This is a genomic window from Sphingobium naphthae, assembly GCF_043589935.1.
GTDB classification, from domain to species: Bacteria; Pseudomonadota; Alphaproteobacteria; order Sphingomonadales; family Sphingomonadaceae; genus Sphingobium; species Sphingobium naphthae_A.
Genome location: NZ_CP171454.1, coordinates 987,976 through 1,007,592 on the forward strand (window position 1 = coordinate 987,976; position 19,617 = coordinate 1,007,592).

Here is a 19,617-nt window from a genome sequence, read left to right on the forward strand (position 1 = left end):
TCAGAACATGCTTTCGGGGATGATGATGACGTCGCCGGGGGCGAGCATCACATTCGCCTTGGTGTCGCCGCGCTTCAGCAAGTCGTTGAGGCGGACGCGATATTCCTTCTGCTTGCCGCTATTCTTGTCGAAGCGGACCAGGCGCGCGCGGTTGCCCGCGGCGAATTCGCTGAGCCCGCCGACCGCGATCATCGCATCGAGCAGCGTCATGTTGGCGCGATAGGGGATGGAGGCCGGCTTTTCCGTCGCGCCCACGATCCGCACCTGCTGGCTGAACGTGCCGCTGAAATTATTGACGATGACCGAAACCAGCGGGTTCTCGATATATTGCGAGAGCGCCAGCTTGATGTCGTCGGCCAGCATCTTGGGCGTCTTGCCCACCGCGGGCATGTCGGTGATCAGCGGGGTGGTGATGCGGCCGTCGGGCCGGACCTGAACCTTGGCGCCCAGTTCCGGATTGCGCCAGACGAAGATGGTGAGGTCGTCGAGCGGCCCGATCACATATTCCTCGCCTGGCCCTTCCTGCGTCGAGACGAAGGACGCCGGCGGAAGCTGCGGTCCGGACGGCGCGGAGGCGCAGCCCGACAAGGCGACGGCGGGCAGCGATGCCCCGATCAGAAGCCTGGAAACCGACACGAAACGCATGTTCTCACCCCTTTTCGCACCCTCGCCTGTCCGCCGCCATCGATCGATCGCGCAGGATTCCGCAAGGGCTTTGGGAAAGGTCATGCCCGTAAAGGGTAAAGATAGCGTTAGGAGTCAAGTGCGTGGCGATCAGCCGAGCAAAAGCTCCCGGGGCGGAGGATGTCCGAGAAAGGCCGTGGGACTGGCCGACGCGCCATACGCGCCCGCCAGGAAGATGGCGATGAGATCCCCTTCCTCCAACGGCGGTAGCGCCACCTTGTCCCCCAGCCGGTCGATCGGGGTGCAGAGGCAACCGACCAGCGTGACCGGACCATCCGCCGGCGCGGCGTCGAAGCGGTTGGCGACCGCGATCGGATAGTTGCGCCGCACGACCGTGCCGAAATTGCCGCTGGCGGCGAGCTGGTGATGCAGCCCGCCATCGACCACGGCGAAGCGTTCGCCCTGGCTGTCCTTCACGTCGACGACGCGCGTCAGATAGACGCCCGCCTCTCCCACCAGCCAGCGGCCCAGTTCGATCGCAAAGCGGCTGCCCTGCAGGATGGGCGCGCGCGTCGCCAGCGCCTTGCCCAGCGCAACGCCGATCGGATGGATGTCGAGTGGCATGTCACCGGGGAAATAGGCCAGGCCAAAGCCGCCGCCCAGATTGACCAGCGGCGGGGTAGCGCCGACAGCGTCGGACAGCCGCGCGGCGAGCGCGATGGTCGCCGCCTGCGTCTCTATGATCGCCTGCGGATCGAGATTCTGGCTGCCGGCGAAGATATGCCAGCCGCGCCAGTCCGCCCCGGCTTCGATCACCATGCGCGCCAGCGCGGCGGCCCGGTCGGCGTCGACGCCGAAAGGCTTGGCCCCGCCGCCCATACGCATCCCCGACCCCTTGAGGTCAAAATCCGGATTGACCCGCACGGCCAGGCGCGGCGTCTTGCCGATCGCCGCGCCGGCCGCGATCGCGCGGTGCGCTTCGCCTTCGGATTCCAGGTTGATCGTCACGCCCGCGAAAATGGCGGCGGTCAGTTCGTCGGTGCGCTTGCCGGGCCCCGCAAAGCTGATGCGATCGGGCGCCATGCCCGCTTCCAGCGCCATTTCCAGCTCGCCACCCGACGCGATGTCAAAGCCGTCGACCTGCACCGCCATGCGCGCGAGCAGGGGCGCGAATGGATTGGCCTTGACCGCATAATGAAGGTCGATCGCTTCGGGCATGACGGCGCGGAACCGCCGCACCTGCGCTTCCACGATTCTCATATCATAGACGAAGAGCGGCGTGTCGCCCGCTTCGTCCACCAGGCTTTCCGCGCCGCATCCGCCGATCAGCAACATGCCCTGTTCGGCCGAAAACCAGGGCGGCACGGGTCCCATCGGCTTCATGCGCCATGCTCCCGGGCCAGCGCCACCCGGTCGATCTTGCCATTGGGATTTCGGGGAAATTCGGGAAGCACGATGATGTCCTTGGGCTGCATGAAATTGGGCAGTTCGCTTTTCAGATGCGTGGCGACAGCGTCGATGATCGCGCGATCGTCCCCGCGCAGCAACAGCCGCACCGCCTGCCCCAGCCGTTCGTCAGCGATGCCCAGCGCCACCGCTTCGGCAACGCCCGGCACGGCGAGGGCGGCTTCCTCGATCTCGGTCGGGCTGATGCGGTTGCCGGCGGACTTGATCATCGCGTCGTCGCGACCGACGAAATAGAGCAGCCCCTGCGCATCGCGCCGCACCGTGTCGCCCGACCAGACCGCCATGCCGCCATAGCGCGATGCGGCCGGCGCCGGCCTGAACCGCTGCGCCGTCCGATCGGCGTCGCGCCAATAGCCCTGCGCCACCAGCGGGCCGCAATGGACCAGTTCGCCCGGCTCGCCATCGTCGGTGACGCTCCCGTCGGGGCGCACCACCAGGATTTCGGCGAAGGGAATGGCGCGGCCCATCGAATCGGGATGATCGTCCACCAGCGCCGGGGGCAGATAGGTGGAGCGGAAGGCTTCCGTCAGACCATACATGGGATAGAGGTCGGCCTGCGGGAACAGGGCGCGCAGCCGCGCCACCAGTGGCCGGGTGAGCGCGCCGCCGCTGTTGGTCAGCCGCCGCAGCTTGCCGGCAATCTCCGCCGGCCATTCCAGTTCCGCCAGTTGCACCCAGAGCGGCGGCACGCCCGCCAGCGTCGTGATGTCGCGGCGATCCACCAGTTTCAGCACGTCACGCGGCGTCAGATAATCGAGCGGATAGACGCAGCCGCCCGCATACCAGGTGGACAATAGCTGGTTCTGGCCATAGTCGAAGCTGAACGGCAGGACGCAGGCGGTGCGATCGTCCGGCGCGAGGCGAAGATAGTCGGCCACCGCCACCGCGCCCAGCCAGAGATTGGCGTGCGTCAGCATCACCCCCTTGGGCCGGCCGGTCGATCCGCTGGTGTAGAGGATCGCGGCCAGCGCCTGCGGCTCGGCATCGGACGGGCCGATGCCATCGCCGCCGCTCATCGCGCAGGCGACATCATCCTCCCGGTGCAGCTGGCAGCCGACGGGCACGTCGTCGGGCGCCAGGCTGTCGATCCGCGCCGCCGTGCCGATCAGCATCGCGGCGCCGCTGTCGGCCAGGATGTGGGCGACCTGACGATGTTTGAGCAGCGGGTTGACCGGCACATGGATGAGGCCCGCGCGCGGTGCGGCGAGCGGCATCAGCGCGGCGACCGGCCCCTTCGCCACCCAGCTCGCGACCCGGGCCCCCTGCTCCAGCCCGCAACCAGCCAGCCAGGCCGCCAGCCGCGCCAGCGCCTGTTCCAGTTCGGCATAGCTATACTGGCCTGATCGTCCGTCCAGCGCCGATGCGGCCGGATCGCCGCGCAGCAGCAGATGGTCGATCGGCCGCACCGGCGCGCCGTCGATCATGGAAAGCACTTCAGCCACGGATGCTTAACGCCATGTGAAGAATTTTCTCCTAAGGGTGCGGCGACTGGGGCGGAGATAGTCGGTTGCAGGCGCCAAGGGAATATCACAGGTTTGCCGAGATGCGGCAGGCGCTGGCCGGACGGCTCGACCGCGCCGACAGGCCGCGCCTGTTCGACCGGCTGGACTGGATGGAGGCGCTGCACCGCCACTGCTTTCCCGACATGCCGCTGCGCATCCTGACCGTGTCGGCCGCGCAGGGCGACGCCTGGCTGTTCCTGCTCGCGCCCGCCCCCGGTCGGCTGCGCGCGCTCGCCAATTATTACAGCTTCGCCTGGGCGCCGATCTTTATCGGCGCGGTGGACGCAGCGACCCAGCATCAGATGCTGACGGCGATCGCCCGGCATCTGCGCGCGCGCTGCTCCCGGATCGACCTCTATCCGATCGAGGATGGCGCAGCGCTGGCGGCGGCGTTGCGCCACGCCGGCTGGTGGACCGTGCGCCGCGCCATGGGCGGTCGCCACCTGCTGCCGCTGCGCGGGCGGGACTTTGCCGCTTATTGGGCCGACCGGCCCGGCCGGCTGCGCAACCTGATCCGCCGCAAGGGTCGGGGCAGCCCCTTTGCCCTGTCGATCCATGACCAACTGACGCCCCAGCTGTGGGACGAGTATGTCGATGTGCAGGCGCGCAGCTGGCAGGGGCCGGAGCCCGCGCGCGGCATCGCCTTCCTGCGCGCGCTCGCCGAGCGGGAAAGCGCGGCGGGCACGCTGCGGCTGGGGTTCGCGCGGGCGCAGGGCCGCGCGGTCGCGACGCAGCTCTGGACGATCGAAGCGGGCGTCGCGCTGATCCACAAGCTGGCGCATGACCGCGCCTTCGACGCGCAGTCGCCCGGCACACTGCTGAGCCACGCGATGTTCGCCCGGGCTATCGACGGCGACGGTGTGACGCTGATCGACTATGGCACCGGCGACAATGACTATAAGGCCGACTGGATGGAGCAGCGCCTGCCGCTCTACCGTCTCGACGCCTTCAACCCGCGCAGCCCCGCCAGCTGGTTGCCGGCGGCGCGGGCGGCGATTTCGGCGCTTGTAGGTTAGCAAGCGAGACATTAGTTAGGCGCGCATCATGCGGGCGCACAATCCTCAGCCGACAGGCCAGTCCATCGATATCGAAACCCAGATGCGGGCGCTGCTGCGCGACGCGCTCGGCCTCTCGCAGGAGCGGGTCGATGGGTTCGACGCCGACACCCCGCTGTTCGGCGCACTGCCGGAATTGGATTCCATGGCGGTTGCGGGCCTGCTGACCGAGATGGAGGATCGCTTCGGCATCCTCATCGAGGATGAGGATATTGACGGCGACACGTTCGAAAGCTTCGGCTCGCTGGTCGCCTTTGCAGCGGCGAAGGTCGGCTGACCCTCGCCCCCGGGGCGTCGCCTACGCCTCCACCAGTTCCTCGAAATCCTGTTCGGCCAGGAACTTTTCGACATCGAGCGCGGCCATGCAGCCCATGCCAGCCGCCGTCACCGCCTGGCGATAGATTTTGTCGGTGACGTCGCCCGCCGCGAAGACGCCGGGAATGGCGGTGCGGGTCGTGCCCTTTTCCACCAGGATATAGCCTTCGTCGAGCGGCAGCTTGTCGGTGAACAGCTCGGTCGCGGGATGATGACCGATGGCGACGAAGCCGCCGTCGGTCGGCTCATGGCTCTTCGCGCCCGTGACCGTGTCGATGAGGTCGACGCCCACCAGCCCTTCGGGCGCGCCGCCGCCGACGAACCGCTCGACCGCCTTGTTCCACAGGATCTTGATGTTGGGATGCGCCTTCAGCCGTTCCTGCAGGATCTTTTCCGCGCGCAGCGAATCCCGCCGGTGGATCAGCGTCACGTCATGGCTGTGATTGGTGAGGTAGAGCGCTTCCTCGACCGCGGTGTTGCCGCCGCCGATGACCACCACCTTCTTGCCGCGATAGAAGAAGCCGTCGCAGGTGGCGCAGGCCGACACGCCCTTGCCCTGCAGATGTTCCTCACCCTCGACGCCCAGCCATTTGGCCTGCGCCCCGGTGCATATGACCAGCGTGTCCGCGACATAGAGGGTGCCGCTGTCGCCGCGCAGGCGGAAGGGCCGCTCGGACAGGTCGACGTCGACAATCTGGTCATACATCATCTGCGCGCCGACATGCTCGGCCTGCGCCTGCATCTGCTCCATCAGCCAAGGGCCCTGGATGACGTCGCGAAAGCCGGGATAATTTTCGACATCGGTGGTGATGGTCAGCTGCCCGCCCGGCTGCATCCCCTGCACGACGATCGGCGCGAGGCCGGCGCGCGCGCCATAGATGGCGGCGGACAGGCCGGCGGGGCCGGAACCGAGGATCAACATGCGGGTGCTGTGGGTGGCGGTCATACAGGGCCTTCAAACTGCGATTCGGATCAGGGGGTCAGAGATAGGCGGCGCGGCGCGGGGCGCAAGCGAAGGATTTGCTTGGGGGCGGTGAAGCTGCGCTGGGCGCCCCGGCCGTGGGCGCGGCCCGGCGCCACGAAAAAGGGCCGGCGCGTCGTCCGCACCAGCCCCTTTTTCTGCCGTCCGTCCGGTTCGATCAGTTGATCGCGCCGAGCTTCCCGATGGCATTGTCGACCAGCGCCTTGTCCGCCTGCGCGTCATGGCCCTGCGCGATCAGCGTGGCGGCCGCGCTGGTCGCCGCATTGACCGCCTTGGCGCGGATGCCGGCGATGGCGGCGCGTTCGGCGGCGCCGATCTTGTCCTCCGCCATCTTCTGGCGACGAGCGACCAGATCCTCGGCATTGGCCCTGGCATCGGCGATCAGCCCTTCGGCCTCATGTTCGGCCGCCTTGCGCATCGCCTCGGCCTCGCCAGCCGCGGCGGCCAGCTTCGCCTCATATTCGCCCTTCAGCACTTCGGCCTCGGCGCGCAGGCGCGATGCTTCGGCCAGCTGTTCCTTGATCTGCGCGATCCGGCCATCCAGCGCGCCGCCGATCAGGCCGGGCACCTTTTTGACCAGCAGGATGACGATGAACACCGCCATCGCCAGGCTGACCCAGGCGGTGGCGTCCATGCCGACCGCCTTGGGATCGGTATGGGGCGCCACGCCTTCATGCGCGACGGTGCCGACCGGCTCCAGCCCTTCGGCATGGATCGCCTCGCCCAGCGAGGGCGCGGTCGCTTCATTATGCTGTGCTGCTGCCTCAGCCATGGGCCAGTGCCGCCTTTACTGCGTTGCGGGCCGCCTCGTCCGACGCGTTCACGCCGGAAATGCGCGCCACCATGTCGCGCGCCGCGTCGGCGGCGACGATTTCGATTTCTGCCATGGCCGCGCTGCTGGCGGCCTGGATGCGCGCTTCCGCCGCGGCGATGCGAGCGGCGACGTCGGCGTCGGCCGCAGCGAGGCGGGCTTCGGACGCCTTGGCCGCTTCCGCCTTCGCCTGGGCCATCACCGCCTGCGCGGCGGTGCGGCTTTCGGCATCGCGCTCGCGATAATCGGCTTCCGCCTCGTCGGCGCGGGCGAAGGCCGCCTTCGCCGCGTCCAGATCTCCGCTGATCTTCGCGTCGCGCGCGTCCGCCGTGCCCTGCACCTTGGGCACCATGCCAAGGCCGATGACAAAGAAAACGAAGCCGAAGGTCAGCAGCAGCCAGAAGATCTGGCTGGAGTAGGTTTCGGCGATTTGCGCGATTTGAGGCATTTTACGGGTCCGTCCGGTCAGAGGGCGGTCAATGTCAGGGAAACGGGCGAGCGCGGCACAATGGCCGCCCCGCCCGCTTCAAATGCGTGTCAGGCCACGAACACCAGGATCATGGCGATAACGAACGCCAGCAGACCCAGAAGTTCCGCCGCGGCGAAACCGATGAACAGGCGGCCCTGCTGGCCGTCAGCGGCGCCCGGATTGCGCAGCGCGCCTTCCAGGAAGCTGCTGAACACGTTGCCCACGCCCAGAGCGGCGATGCCCGCACCGATCGCGGCCAGGCCAGCACCGAGCAGCTTTGCGGCTTCTGCGTCCATGTCGTAAACTCCCTTGTTAAACAGTCAGATAATGTTGAAGAAATTGGCGAAACTTAGTGCAGGTTCTCGGCATCGTTGAGATAGACCGAGGTCAGCAGCGCGAACACATAGGCCTGGATCACCGCGACCAGCACTTCCAGCGCGCTGATGCCGATCATCAGGATGAAGCTGGCCGAACCCACGGTCAGGCCCAGCAGCGGCGACGCATTGGCGCTGTTGATGACGAAGCCCGCAAGCACCTTCAGCAGCACGTGGCCGGCGGTCATCGCGACGAACAGTCGCAGGCCCAGGCTGAACGGACGCACCATGAAGGACACGAGTTCGATGAAGAAGAGCGGCACCACCATCAGCGCCGGGGTGCCGTGCGGCACGAACAGCGAGAAGAAATGCAGGCCATGCTTGGCGAAGCCGACGATCAGCACGATCGAAAAGCTCATGATCGCCAGCACGCCGGTGGCGGTGAAGTGGCTGGTGAAGGTGAAGGGGTGCAACCCGAACAGCCCGAGCGGCAGCAGACCCAGCAGGTTCGCCAGCAGGATGAACATGAAGAGCGAGAAGACGTAGGGGATATATTTGCGGCCCTTGTCGCCGATATTGGCGACCAGCAGGTTCTTGATGAAGCCGGTCATATATTCGACCGCCATCTGCCAGCGACCAGGCACCAGTTCGCGCTTCATGCCGCCGATCACGAAGATCCACAGCACCACGGCCGCGAGCACCATGTAGAGCGCGCTGTTGGTGAAGGCGATGTTGAAGCCGCCGATCGACAGATGATCCGTACCGAACAAAGGTTCGATAGCGAATTGATGCATCGGATCGATTTTGCCGGATTCTGCCACGTTGACCCCTGTAACGCCTAAGCCTTCGGACTATGACAAAAGCGTCCCTATTGGTCGGGACGCTTTGTCGTCGTCAATCTGATGATGTTCCTGAACGCCGCCACGATCCCGAGACCGAGGAAGACGAGCAGAAGCCATGAGGATGTGTCGAACAGCCGGTCGAGAACCCAGCCGATCAACGCACCGCCGACAAGACCGCCGATCAGTTCAGCAAGAACCCTGTTGCCCAGGCGCGATCCATCGTCCGCCTGCTGCTCCGTGGCCCCCTGCCTGACCTTTTCGGCATGTTCGGCCCGGGCGATCCGCTCCTCGAGTGAAGCGATCCGCGCGTCCTCCCCTGCCGGGTCCTGTCCGGGTGTTTCCGCTGCCATGCCACTCCTCCGCGACCATGTGTCGCGGCGGCATGGCGCTTGCGGCTGCACCCGTCAAGGCGCGGCCCGTTTAGAAAGCGGATGGCGGATAGTCAACCATGGTTGCGGCAGAGAATATCGCGCCGATACGAAGCCTCCGCCAAAGTCCGCTACCGCGGAAATCTCACCCCCCTGACGCGCAATAGGACGGCAGGGCGATCGCGCCTGCCCCCTTTGTCTGCCAGGCGCCACCGCCGATGCGATAGGCCTGTCCCTCTTTCAGACGCGTCAGCGTCTGACAGGCTGTGGCGGCGGCCGCGTCCTGCACCGTCACGCCGCGCTTGCCGGCAAGGTCGGTATAGGCCTGGCGCCGCTTGATATTGATTGATTCGACTTCCTTGCGGACCGGAGCGCTGACCGATGTGACGACGCCCATATAGCCGTCGGCCTGCTCGCCCACCGCGCCCGAGGAAAGGGCAGCCGCCAGATCGGCCGACTGCGCCATGGCCGCGCCGCTCATGCCCATACCGCCCGCCAGCGCCAGCATAGCGGCGGTCAACCAGCGGGATTTTGCCATCTTGCCTGTCATTGCGGGAACAACTCCGGGTTATTCTGGATAAGATCCTGCGCGTCGCGTTGCAGTTTCACAACTACTTCCTGCTGCACCTTGACGTTCAGGTTGATCTCGATCGGCTTGTCCGGGGCCTTCACCTGAATGCATCCCCCTAGCGCGAGACCGGCGAGACCGGCCGTCATGATCATCATTCTCTTCATTTCGGCTCCCCATTTGCCACCTTGTCGCTGTCCAGAGGCTGAACCGCAAGGCCTTGCTGTTCGTGCGCGCGCATCTTGTCCTGCGCTTCCTTCGCGATCTCGCCCTGCACCAGCGCGGACGGGTCGATGAAGGACTGGGCGGTGCCCAGCAATCCGCGGAAGGGCGCGGCGATCTTCACGTTGAATATGAAGGGCAAGCCAGTGAAATTGCGGGCCAGCCCGGGAGGGACAGCGCCCAGCCGATCGCGGTTCACGCCGTTAAACACGACGTGAGTCACCATTTCGCCGTCCAGCGCGCCGTCCATCAGGATTGTCAGACATTTATACTGCAGATTCTTGAGCGCATCGAAGGCGACCTTGCCCATGACGCCGATATCCTCGTTCGAGACCGGACCGACATAGGAGAGCGTGCCGCCGATCCGCGTCGGATCGCACGGGATGGTCGGCAACACGCCTTCGGGCATCAGCAGCGGTTCCATCCCCGCCTGCCGCGCCACCAGCACGCCGCCCGCGACGCGCCCGCCCCTGGAATTGAAGATCAGCGGCATGATGCCATCGAACGTGCCGGTCGCCGACACATTGTTCAGTTCCATCGCCTGGATGAAGGAGCCGGCGTCCAGCCCGATCACGCGAAAGGTCAGATAGCGGTCGACATCGGCGCTGAAATCCATGGTGGTGGGCAACAGCACCAGCTGCCCGCCGGAAAAGGGCCAGCCGCCTCCTTCGATCCGCACCTTCTGCCCGGCCTCCAGCCGATAGCGCACGACCCCGTCGCGCACTTCGACGCCCGGATTGACCGTCCGCAGCCGCACTTCCTGTCCGGGCGCGGTGACGAGGCCGATAAGGTCGGTGAAGTGGATCTCGCCGCTCAGCCCCTCGACCGGGCCGAAGGCGGCGGCGAGATTGGCGTTGTCGGTGCGGAAGGTGCCGCTGCTCGTCACCGTGGCGCCGGTCCAGTCGATCCGCCCCTCCCCCGTCACCTTGGCCCGCACATTGGCGATGACGCCCAGCGCCAGCGGCGTCACATCGTCGGGCTGGAGGCTGGAGTCGAAGGTCAGGCCGGGCACGGCGAGGTCGGCATGACCCCGGCCGCTGCCCAGATCATGCGCGATGCCGGTCGTCGCCACCGTCGCGCCATTAAGCGGCGCGGTGAGCGTGCCGGTCGCGGCGATCCGCCCGTCCTTCAGCGACAAGGCGAAATCGGGCACCGCCAGCGGGTTGAAGCGGGCCTGCGCCTGCGAATCGCGCACCGTCATCGCCGCCTTGAGGCTGAGCGTCCCTTGCGCGAAACGCCAGTCGCCCGCGCCCCGCTCGACGATCAGCGGCACCGCGCCGATCTGCCCACCTGCGCCGGTCAGCCGGCCCGCAAACCCGTCCTTCGTCATCGCGCCGTCCATGCTGGCGGCGGTCAGGCGCACCGGCGCATCCTGCGCACCGATGGTGAGCGCGGGGTTGGCGAGCGTGAAGCCGGTCCTGCCCAGCAGCAGCCGGGCATGGTCGGCGGTCAGCCGCATCGGGCTGTCGCCGCTGCGCCCGGCGAGGTCGACCTGCTTCAGATCGACGCCGCCGCGCAGGCCCGACGGCCCCATGGCGAGCATCGCGCCATCGACCGGGCACAGCGTCTGGCGCGTCTGTCCCAGCGCGAAATTGCCATAGCGCGCCTCGACCAGCGAGAGCGGCACGCAATCGGGATTGACCCACACCGCGCCATTGGCGGCGACCCGGCCGCTCACGGGCAGGCTGAGCCCGCGCAAGCGCCCATCGGGCAGCGGCCCGTCCAGCCGCACCGCGGTCTGGAAGCGAGTCGCGCCGTCGCGATCGGCAGTGAAGCGCACGCGATCAATCGCCAGCCGCGCGTCGCCGGCGGCATAGGGATCGACGAACAATTGCCCGCCAAAGCCGCCGCCGGGCCGCCGCGCGAGCCGCAGCGCCGCTTTCGGCAAGCCGCCGCCTTCCGCCGTGATCGCGCCATCGAGCGCCCAGTCAACGCCCGCAGCCTTGCCCGGCCAGGCCAGCGTCATCTGCCCGCCCTGCGCGATGCCGATCCGTGCGCCGCTGCGCGCGTCGAGCCCGGTGTCGGTCACCGCCAGGCTGCCGACCCCCTGTTTCTGCACCAGCGCGAAACTGGTGCGCACGCGGTTGCCCGCTCCGGCGCGCTCGACCGCATCGGCGAGCTTCACCGCCAGCGGCGCGACCGGCGTGCCCACCGCCGCGCTGCGCAGCCCGGCCATCGGATCGCGCCCCGACAGGCGCAGATTCTCGCCGTCCAGCTGCCCCTGGAACCGCGTCTCCGGCCCGATCGACCATTGTCCCGCCAGCATCGTCGTGCCCAGCAGCGCGCCGCGCCCGTTCAGCGCCGCCGCGTCGAGGCGCAGCTGCCCCGCGGTGCGCGCGGCGCTGCCGTCGAAATCCACTCGGCCTGACGGAGTCGCCAGGACCATGCCGCCGCCGCGCAGCGCGTCGCCCGACAGGTCGACATGGCCGCTCCAATGGTCGAGCGCCTGGCCCAAAGTGAGGTCGATCCGCGCCGCCGGCTTCGCCAGCGCGGCCCCGGCCTCGCGGCAGGCCAGCGCATCGGCGCTGATCGGGCCGCTGAGATGCGGCCTGCCGCTCTGCATCGCCACGTCGACCATCGCGCGCGCCTGCGTCGCGCCGCATCCCGCCAGCGCCGCGCGCGGCATGGCGGCGGCCAGCCGGCCCCGGAAGCCCGACTGAAGATTGCCCGCGCCGTCGATCTGCATGCCGACCCGTCCGGCGTCGGTGTCGAGCGTCAGCCGCGCATCGGCCAGCCCCACCTTGATGTCGGGGAGGCTGAAGGGCGCGGTGGAACTGGGATCGCGGAACCGGTCAAGTTCGCCCAGCCGCAGCACGCCATCGCGCAGCGATCCGCGCAGCCGCACGCCGCTTGCCCTCACCGCCGCCACCTTGGGTGTCAGGCCGGCGAAGGCGATGTCCACCTCCACCCATTGCGCCGTCAGGTCGGGATGGGCCGGATCGCCCAGCACGATGTTCTCGATCCGCTGCGTGCGCAGTCCGACATCGACCAGGTCGTAATTGGCCTGGACCCCGCGCCGGTTGAGTTCGCGGCTGATGAAGTTCTCGGCGATGGGGGCGCGCTGAGTCCACAGGCCGATCAGCACCAGGGCGAGCGACCCGGTGCCCACGCCCAGCCAGCGCAGCCATGCCCGGCGAACCGCTTCTTCGCCGTCCTCTTCTTCCATTCCTATGGCCAACCCCGGCTTAGCTGCGACACCCATGGTCCGTAACGGGACCATAACGTCCCGCCTCTCCTAAATATCCTTGCTCCGCGATTCCGCAACGCATAGCGTCGGCGCCGGCGCTGCGGGGGGAACGGGAATTTGGCCGATCAGGATGCAAAAGCCCCGCATGACGGCGCCGGCCACCGCGCGCGCCTGCGCCAGAAGCTGGCCGACAATGGCGGCGACGCGCTGCTCGACCATGAACTGATCGAATATCTGCTGGCGCTCGCCATTCCCCGGCGCGACACCAAGCCGCTGGCCAAGCTGCTGCTGCGCGAATTTGGCGGGATCGGCGGCCTGATGAGCGCAGACTGGGCGGCGATCGCGCGCGTGCCGGGCATGGGCGACACCAGCGTCGCGGCGATCAAGATCGTGCAGGCGACGGCGCTGCGGATGCTGCGCAATGATGTGGCTGCTCGGCCGGTGCTGGGCAGCTGGCAGGCACTGCTCGACTATCTCCGCGCCGACATGGCCTATCTGGGCGTGGAGCGGGTGCGCGTGCTGCACCTCAACAGCCGCAACATGCTGATCCGCGACGATCATATGGGCGACGGGTCGATCGACCAGGCGGCGATCTACACGCGCGAGGTGATCCGCCGCGCGATCGACCTGGGATCGGCGGCGCTGATCCTGGTCCATAACCATCCCAGCGGATCGCCCGAACCCAGTCGCCAGGACATAGAAGTGACGCGCCAGATCATCGACGCGGGCAAGCGGCTGGGGATCAGCGTCCATGATCATGTCATCATCGCGGCCCAGGGCCATGTCAGCCTGCGCGCCAAGGGCCTGCTCTAGCCTGCCGCAGCCGCCACCGTGCGCCGTCACATCGTCAGCACGATCTTTCCGAAATGCTCGCCCGCGTCCATGCGCACATGGGCCTTGGCCGCGTCGGTCATGTCGAACCGCTGGTCCATCGCCGGGCGCAGGCGGCCTTCCGCCGCGAAGGGCCAGACCGTGCGGGCCAGTTCGTCGGCGACCAGGCTCTTGAAGCCGACCGAACGCGCGCGCAGCGTCGACGCCGTCAGCGTCAGCCGCCGCTGCATGATCATCGGGATGAAGATTTCCGCCTTCGCCCCGCCCAGCACGGCGATCGACACATGGCGGCCGTCCTCGGCCAGACATTCCAGATTGCGCGGCACATAATCGCCGCCCACCATGTCGAGCACCGCCTGGCAGCCCTTGCCATCGGTGATCCGCTTCACTTCGGCCACGAAATCCTGGTTCTTGTAGTTCACCGCATTGCTCGCGCCCCAGTCGAGCGCCTGCGCGCATTTCTCGTCGCTGCCGCAGGTGACGATGATCGTCACGTCGAACAGGCGGCACAGGCTGATCGCCATGGTGCCGATGCCGCTGGTGCCGCCATGGACCAGCACCGTGTCGCCCGGCGCGACATAGGCGCGCTCGAACAGGTTGGTCCACACTGTGAAGAGCGTTTCGGGCAGCGCCGCCGCCTCGACCAGATCATAGCCTTCGGGCACGGGCAGGCACTGGCCCGCTGGCGCGACCGCATATTCGGCATAGCCGCCGCCGGCCAGCAGCGCGCAGACCTTCTGCCCGATCAGCTGGTCCGCGCCGCCGCCCGCCGCAACGATGGTGCCGGCGACTTCCAGGCCCGGAATGTCCGACGCGCCGGGCGGCGGGGGATATTTGCCCTGCCGCTGCAGCACGTCGGGCCGGTTGACGCCGGCCGCTGCGACGCGGATCAGCACCTCGCCCTCGCCGGGCGCGGGCACGGGGCGGCGCTGCGCCACCAGCGCCTCGGGTCCGCCGGGCGATGCGATGCCGATCGCCGTCATCTCCGCCGGAATGGAATAGCCGTCCGCCATGTCGCTGTTCCCCGCCCTCTGGCTCATGTCAGGGGCCCGCCCAAATCGGCAGGCCGTTTGCGGGCCCTTATTGACAGACTGTCCCCAAGGGTCAACATTGGTGTCATGGACTTGGATGACGATCTGCCACGCAAGGGAGATGATCCGCTGGCCCGCCTGGTGCAACAGGATCTGGGGCCATTGTCCATGAGCGAGCTGGAAAAGCGCGTTGCCGCCCTGGAAGGGGAAATCGCGCGGACCAGACGCAAGATGGAAAGCGCCGCCACTCACAAGGCCAGTGCCGAGGCGCTCTTCAAACGGTGAACCGGCGCCCCGCCCCCTCGCCCCTTCAGGGTTCTTCCGGGCATGGGCAGTCTGGCAATTCCGGCGGTCGGGGCACATGCCTTGATCCGCTGTCGAGCAATGCCGACATAGGTTCGATATCGCTCCCCGACCGGGAGCCTGGAGTAGTCTAATATGCCGTCTTTCGCAGCCGCCCTTGAAACCACCCTGCACAACGCGCTGACGCACGCGTCGGAGCGCCGGCACGAATATGCGACGCTGGAGCATCTGCTGCTCGCGCTGATCGACGATGAACATGCGTCCAAGGTGATGCAGGCCTGTGGCGTGGAACTGGGCGAACTGGGTGACGCCGTCACTCATTATCTCGACACCGAACTGGACAGTTTGAAGGTGGAGGGATCGTCCGACCCTTCGCCCACCAGCGGCTTCCAGCGCGTCGTGCAGCGCGCCATCCTGCACGTCCAATCCTCCGGCAAGGATGAAGTGACCGGCGCCAATGTGCTGGTCGCGCTGTTTTCCGAGCGCGAATCCTACGCCGTCTACTTCCTGCAACAGCAGGATATGAGCCGTCTCGATGCCGTTAGCTATATCAGCCACGGCGTCGGCAAGGGCACGCCCACGCCCGAGCGTCAGGAGACCAAGGGCGCCGCCGAGGAGGAAAAGAAGGTGCAGGACGGCAAGGGCAAGAAGGACAGCGCGCTGGAGCAGTTCACCGTCAACCTCAACGAGAAGGCGGACCGCGGCAAGGTAGACCCGCTGATCGGCCGCACGGCCGAGGTCGATCGCACCATCCAGATCCTGTGCCGCCGGTCGAAGAACAACCCCCTCTATGTCGGTGATCCGGGCGTGGGCAAGACCGCGATCGCGGAAGGCCTGGCGCGCAAGATCGTCGAGGGCGAAGTGCCCGACGTCCTCAAGGAAGCGGTCATCTATTCGCTCGACATGGGCGCGCTGCTGGCCGGAACCCGCTACCGCGGCGATTTCGAGGAGCGGCTGAAAGCGGTCGTCACCGAACTGGAGAAGATGCCGCACGCCGTGCTTTTCATCGACGAGATCCATACCGTCATCGGCGCCGGCGCGACCAGCGGCGGCGCGATGGACGCGTCGAACCTGCTGAAGCCGGCGCTGTCGGGCGGCACGATCCGCTGCATCGGATCGACCACCTACAAGGAATTCCGCAACCATTTCGAAAAGGACCGCGCGCTGCTGCGCCGCTTCCAGAAGATCGACGTCAACGAACCTTCGGTCGATGACACGATCAAGATCCTGACGGGCCTGCGCTCGGCGTTCGAGGAGCATCACCACGTCAAATATACGCCCGACGCCATCAAGGCGGCGGTGGAGCTGAGCGCGCGCTATATCAACGACCGCAAGCTGCCGGACAAGGCGATCGACGTGATCGACGAAGTCGGCGCGATGCAGATGCTGGTGGTGCCGTCCAAGCGCAAGAAGACGATCACGCCCAAGGAGATCGAGGCCGTCATCGCGACGATGGCGCGCATCCCGCCCAAGACCGTGTCGTCGGACGACAAGAGCGTGCTGGAAAGCCTGACGACCGACCTCAAGCGCGTCGTCTTCGGCCAGGACAAGGCGATCGAGGTGCTGTCCTCCGCGATCAAGCTATCGCGCGCCGGCCTGCGCGATCCCGACAAGCCGATCGGCAACTATCTCTTCTCCGGCCCCACCGGTGTCGGCAAGACGGAAGTGGCGCGGCAGCTCGCGACCCTGCTCGGCATCCCGCTGCAGCGGTTCGACATGTCGGAATATATGGAACGCCATTCGGTCAGCCGCCTGATCGGCGCCCCTCCGGGCTATGTCGGCTATGATCAGGGCGGCCTGCTGACCGACGCGGTCGACCAGAATCCGCACAGCGTGCTGCTGCTGGACGAGATTGAGAAGGCGCATCCCGACCTGTTCAACATCCTGCTGCAGGTGATGGACAATGGCCGCCTGACCGATCACCACGGCAAGACGGTCGATTTCCGCAACACCATCCTCATCATGACCACCAATGCCGGTGCGTCGGACATGGCGAAGGAGTCGATCGGCTTTGGCGAACTGACGCGCGAGGACGTGCAGGAGGATGCGGTGAAGAAGCTCTTCACCCCCGAATTCCGCAACCGCCTCGATGCGATCGTGCCCTTCGGCTATCTGCCGCCGGAAATCGTCGCCCGCGTCATCGACAAGTTCGTGCTCCAGCTGGAGCTGCAACTGGCCGACCGCGACGTCCACATCACGCTGGACGAGGACGCCAAGGCGTGGCTCACCAAGAAGGGCTATGACAAGCTGTACGGCGCTCGTCCGATGGGCCGCCTGATGCAGGAAAAGATCAAGCAGCCGCTGGCCGAGGAACTGCTGTTCGGCAAGCTGGTCCATGGCGGCGAAGTCCATGTCCGCATGAAGGACAGCGACGGCGTCGAAGCCCTCGCCTTCGAAATCACCCCCGCCGCCCCCAAGAAGGGCAAGAAGGGCGGCAAGGCGAAGGCCGCCGAAGGCACGAAATAATCGCCATCAGCGGCGTGGAAGAAGAGGCGGCTCGATCGGGCCGCCTTTTTTATGGGCAACAGAGTAGCGAATGCATCTGATATCTGCAGCCAGTGCGTAATCCAACCAACTGGCTAGCGACAGCCATACTGCCGTAGGTCAACGTCGCATGCCACGATAGGGCTCGCAAGCCACGCCATCGCTGTCGCCGTCCATTTCAAATCGGTAGCCCGGCTCCCCGCGATAGATTGGCGTGGTGCCGGCCGCGCGTGCCGATGCGCAATTGGGCCAGTAGTCACCAACTTGCGGTGTTCGTGCTCGCACAACGCCCAAGCGGACAGCCATAGTTCCGGCCATTTTGGCGATCTGCGTGCGCCCCTCTGCCGTTGCAGCGAAACTTGCGACGCCCGCTAAGAGGCCGGCCACGGCGGCAATTGCCAAAACGCCCAGAGTCTCGTTACTTCCAAGCGATGCGTATCCTTGCGGATATCGACGCGACGGTCTGATTGACCTTGTCTGGTTCAGCTTGCGGAACGACATCGAGACGACTTAGACGAAATTTGTAAACGGCACCTTAAGCGAGGATCTAGCGATAGCGCAGGGTTCAACCCATTCGCCGGCTACCCGCGCCCTCAATCCAGCACGTTCGGCAGATCCTCAAACCCCTTGCGCAGCGCCGCGCTCCAGCTTTGGGAGATCATGGCGAACTGCTCATTGTCCGCCTCGATCCGGGTGCGGACGCTGAAATCATAGGCGTCGGTCGGGATCACGACCAGGTCGAGCGGCATGCCGACCGACAGGTTGGAGCGCAGCGTCGAATCCATCGACACCAGGACCGCCTTGGTCGCATCCTCCAGGCTTGTTTCGCGGGCGATGATCCGATCCAGGATCGGCTTGCCATATTTATGCTCGCCAATCTGGAAGAAGGGCGTGTCCTCCGTCGCCTCGATGAAATTGCCGGCGGAATAGATGAGGTAGAGGCGCGGCTTGCCGCCGCGGCGCTGGCCCGCGACCATGATCGACGCGCTGGCGCCCGATCCGCCCATCTCGATATTCTCGCGATAACGCTGCTGCATCTTCTGCATCGCCGCGCCGACAATCTGGGCGACACGGTGCATGCTCTCGCAATTGAGGATGGTCTCGACCTCGGGGTCCAGCCCCGATTCCTTGATCGCCTTGCTCAGCATCGACTTCACCCCTTGGGTGATCGACAGATTGCCCGAACAGAGGAGCGTGATGGCCCGTTCGCCGGGCACATGATAGGTGAAGCTCTTCCGAAAGCGCGCGATATTGTCCATGCCCGCATTGGTGCGGGTGTCGGACAGCATGACCAGCCCCTGGTCGACGCGCACGGCCACACAATAAGTCACGGCCCCCCGGCCTCCTGCAATAAACCTAGCCCGTTGAGTCTGACGGCGGGGTGCTTTGTTGCTGCTGCCTTTGCAGCTGCCGTTCCTCGACTCCGTCCTGCGCCTGCGCGATACGGACGTCGGCGTCAATCCATATGTCGCCCGCCACCGTCACCGACCCACGGATCGGCGCGGCTTCGTCCGCGTCCAGGCCGCTGGCGACGCGCAGATAGCGTTCGGTGACGCAGACCCGGTTGGACGGGTCGAAACCGATCCAGCCCAGGTCGGGCAGCCAGGCTTCGGCCCAGCCATGGGTTTCGTGCAACGCCTCTTCATCGCCCGCCAGCAGATAGCCCGACACGTAGCGCGCCGGCATGCCCAGGCTCCGGGCGGCGGCGATGAATATCTGCGCATGATCCTGACACACGCCCGCCCCCAGCGCGAAGGCGTCGGCGGCGCAGGTGTCGGACGTGGTGACGCCGGCGCGATACTGGACCGCGTCGCTGACCGCCGCCGACAGGGCGTGCAGCGTCGCCAGCGGCCCGTCGCTGGTCGGCAGACCGCACGCCATCGCCGCGATCGCGTCCGACACGCGCGTCAGCCGCGTGTCGCGCAGGAAATAGCGCGGATCGACCTTGCTGTTGAGATGACCGACGACGCCATGGCTTTCCCGCGTCTCCACCAGCCCTTCGGCCACGATCACCGCATGGTCCAGCCGGTCGTGCCGGATCCAGATCGCCTCCATTTCGCCGTAGCTGTTGGGGCGAAAGCCGGCGAGCGGCTCGTCATTGATGCTGACCTGCCAGTCCAGCACCTGCTGCGCGGGCGTATCGACCGGCATCAGCTTGAGGCGCATCGCCACGCGCCCCGCGCAGGTGGCGTAGCGATAGACGGTCTGGTGGCGGACGATCAGCTTCATCGCAGCGGCTCCC

The 19,617-nt window shown here is 66.7% G+C and carries 21 protein-coding genes; 5 read left to right on the forward strand and 16 right to left on the reverse strand.

Going from position 1 to position 19,617, the window contains the following annotated elements; all coding sequences use genetic code 11:
* The 3 genes from ACGGKE_RS04825 to ACGGKE_RS04835 all read right to left on the reverse strand — a co-directional run bounded on the left by ACGGKE_RS04825 (position 1) and on the right by ACGGKE_RS04835 (position 3,515).
* A complete protein-coding gene (locus ACGGKE_RS04825; RefSeq protein ID WP_228166643.1) occupies positions 1 to 645 on the reverse strand; it encodes an XrtA/PEP-CTERM system exopolysaccharide export protein in 645 nt (214 codons plus the stop codon).
* Positions 646 to 774: 129 nt separating this feature from the next.
* A complete protein-coding gene (locus ACGGKE_RS04830; protein ID WP_394440525.1) occupies positions 775 to 2,007 on the reverse strand; it encodes a pyridoxal-dependent decarboxylase, exosortase A system-associated in 1,233 nt (410 codons plus the stop codon).
* Positions 2,004 to 3,515: an acyl-CoA ligase (AMP-forming), exosortase A system-associated gene (locus ACGGKE_RS04835; RefSeq protein ID WP_394441736.1), complete on the reverse strand. Its 1,512-nt coding sequence runs from the start codon at positions 3,513 to 3,515 to the stop codon at positions 2,004 to 2,006. The genes ACGGKE_RS04830 and ACGGKE_RS04835 overlap by 4 nt, the downstream gene beginning before the upstream one ends.
* 83 nt (positions 3,516 to 3,598) lie before the next feature.
* Between ACGGKE_RS04835 and ACGGKE_RS04840 the strand changes: the two genes are divergently transcribed.
* Positions 3,599 to 4,609: a GNAT family N-acetyltransferase gene (locus ACGGKE_RS04840; protein WP_394440527.1), complete on the forward strand. Its 1,011-nt coding sequence runs from the start codon at positions 3,599 to 3,601 to the stop codon at positions 4,607 to 4,609.
* Between the two features lie 28 nt (positions 4,610 to 4,637).
* Positions 4,638 to 4,925, forward strand: a complete 288-nt coding sequence (locus ACGGKE_RS04845) for an acyl carrier protein (protein ID WP_394440529.1) — start codon at positions 4,638 to 4,640, stop codon at positions 4,923 to 4,925.
* A gap of 21 nt (positions 4,926 to 4,946) precedes the next feature.
* Here ACGGKE_RS04845 and trxB read toward each other — a convergent pair whose 3' ends face one another.
* The 9 genes from trxB to ACGGKE_RS04890 form a co-directional block, all read right to left on the reverse strand.
* Positions 4,947 to 5,909, reverse strand: coding sequence for a thioredoxin-disulfide reductase (gene trxB / locus ACGGKE_RS04850; RefSeq protein WP_394440531.1), 963 nt, complete (start codon positions 5,907 to 5,909; stop codon positions 4,947 to 4,949).
* Positions 5,910 to 6,102: 193 nt separating this feature from the next.
* A complete protein-coding gene (locus ACGGKE_RS04855) occupies positions 6,103 to 6,717 on the reverse strand; it encodes a F0F1 ATP synthase subunit B (protein WP_394440533.1) in 615 nt (204 codons plus the stop codon).
* The gene (locus ACGGKE_RS04860; protein ID WP_394440535.1) at positions 6,710 to 7,204 is read right to left on the reverse strand and encodes an ATPase; all 495 of its coding nucleotides are present in this window, start codon (positions 7,202 to 7,204) and stop codon (positions 6,710 to 6,712) included. Before ACGGKE_RS04860 ends, ACGGKE_RS04855 begins: the two co-directional genes overlap by 8 nt.
* Before the next feature lie 89 nt (positions 7,205 to 7,293).
* Positions 7,294 to 7,521 carry a F0F1 ATP synthase subunit C gene (locus tag ACGGKE_RS04865; RefSeq protein ID WP_004207392.1) on the reverse strand — a complete coding sequence of 76 codons (228 nt, stop codon included), beginning with the start codon at positions 7,519 to 7,521 and terminating at the stop codon, positions 7,294 to 7,296.
* Between the two features lie 53 nt (positions 7,522 to 7,574).
* The gene (locus ACGGKE_RS04870) at positions 7,575 to 8,360 is read right to left on the reverse strand and encodes a F0F1 ATP synthase subunit A (protein ID WP_228166636.1); all 786 of its coding nucleotides are present in this window, start codon (positions 8,358 to 8,360) and stop codon (positions 7,575 to 7,577) included.
* A gap of 47 nt (positions 8,361 to 8,407) precedes the next feature.
* Positions 8,408 to 8,731 (reverse strand): AtpZ/AtpI family protein, encoded by a 324-nt coding sequence (locus tag ACGGKE_RS04875; protein ID WP_394440539.1) that lies wholly within the window; start codon positions 8,729 to 8,731, stop codon positions 8,408 to 8,410.
* A gap of 163 nt (positions 8,732 to 8,894) precedes the next feature.
* Positions 8,895 to 9,287: a YdbL family protein gene (locus tag ACGGKE_RS04880; protein ID WP_394440541.1), complete on the reverse strand. Its 393-nt coding sequence runs from the start codon at positions 9,285 to 9,287 to the stop codon at positions 8,895 to 8,897.
* Positions 9,288 to 9,295: 8 nt separating this feature from the next.
* Complete coding sequence (locus tag ACGGKE_RS04885; protein ID WP_394440543.1) at positions 9,296 to 9,484, reverse strand: YnbE family lipoprotein; 189 nt, start codon at positions 9,482 to 9,484, stop codon at positions 9,296 to 9,298.
* Complete coding sequence (locus tag ACGGKE_RS04890; RefSeq protein ID WP_394440545.1) at positions 9,481 to 12,705, reverse strand: YdbH domain-containing protein; 3,225 nt, start codon at positions 12,703 to 12,705, stop codon at positions 9,481 to 9,483. Before ACGGKE_RS04890 ends, ACGGKE_RS04885 begins: the two co-directional genes overlap by 4 nt.
* Positions 12,706 to 12,843: 138 nt before the next feature.
* Here ACGGKE_RS04890 and radC point away from each other — a divergent pair, with 138 nt between their 5' ends.
* Complete coding sequence (gene radC / locus ACGGKE_RS04895) at positions 12,844 to 13,539, forward strand: DNA repair protein RadC (RefSeq protein ID WP_394440547.1); 696 nt, start codon at positions 12,844 to 12,846, stop codon at positions 13,537 to 13,539.
* A 26-nt stretch (positions 13,540 to 13,565) separates the two neighbouring features.
* On the opposite strand, the gene ACGGKE_RS04900 is transcribed toward radC, so the two are convergent.
* Positions 13,566 to 14,597, reverse strand: coding sequence for an NAD(P)H-quinone oxidoreductase (locus tag ACGGKE_RS04900; protein ID WP_394440549.1), 1,032 nt, complete (start codon positions 14,595 to 14,597; stop codon positions 13,566 to 13,568).
* A gap of 78 nt (positions 14,598 to 14,675) precedes the next feature.
* Here ACGGKE_RS04900 and ACGGKE_RS04905 point away from each other — a divergent pair, with 78 nt between their 5' ends.
* Positions 14,676 to 14,873 carry a DUF1192 domain-containing protein gene (locus tag ACGGKE_RS04905; RefSeq protein WP_394440551.1) on the forward strand — a complete coding sequence of 66 codons (198 nt, stop codon included), beginning with the start codon at positions 14,676 to 14,678 and terminating at the stop codon, positions 14,871 to 14,873.
* Positions 14,874 to 15,026: 153 nt separating this feature from the next.
* Positions 15,027 to 17,357 carry an ATP-dependent Clp protease ATP-binding subunit ClpA gene (gene clpA / locus ACGGKE_RS04910; RefSeq protein WP_394440553.1) on the forward strand — a complete coding sequence of 777 codons (2,331 nt, stop codon included), beginning with the start codon at positions 15,027 to 15,029 and terminating at the stop codon, positions 17,355 to 17,357.
* A 138-nt stretch (positions 17,358 to 17,495) separates the two neighbouring features.
* Here the strand turns inward: clpA and ACGGKE_RS04915 are convergent, their stop codons facing one another.
* From ACGGKE_RS04915 to ACGGKE_RS04925, 3 genes are all read right to left on the reverse strand, one after another.
* On the reverse strand, positions 17,496 to 17,876 hold the full coding sequence (locus tag ACGGKE_RS04915) for an excalibur calcium-binding domain-containing protein (RefSeq protein WP_394440555.1): 381 nt from the start codon (positions 17,874 to 17,876) through the stop codon (positions 17,496 to 17,498).
* A 92-nt stretch (positions 17,877 to 17,968) separates the two neighbouring features.
* Positions 17,969 to 18,706, reverse strand: coding sequence for a peptidase (locus ACGGKE_RS04920; protein WP_394440557.1), 738 nt, complete (start codon positions 18,704 to 18,706; stop codon positions 17,969 to 17,971).
* Positions 18,707 to 18,731: 25 nt separating this feature from the next.
* The gene (locus ACGGKE_RS04925; RefSeq protein ID WP_394440559.1) at positions 18,732 to 19,604 is read right to left on the reverse strand and encodes a transglutaminase domain-containing protein; all 873 of its coding nucleotides are present in this window, start codon (positions 19,602 to 19,604) and stop codon (positions 18,732 to 18,734) included.
* Between the last annotated feature and the right edge of the window lie 13 nt (positions 19,605 to 19,617).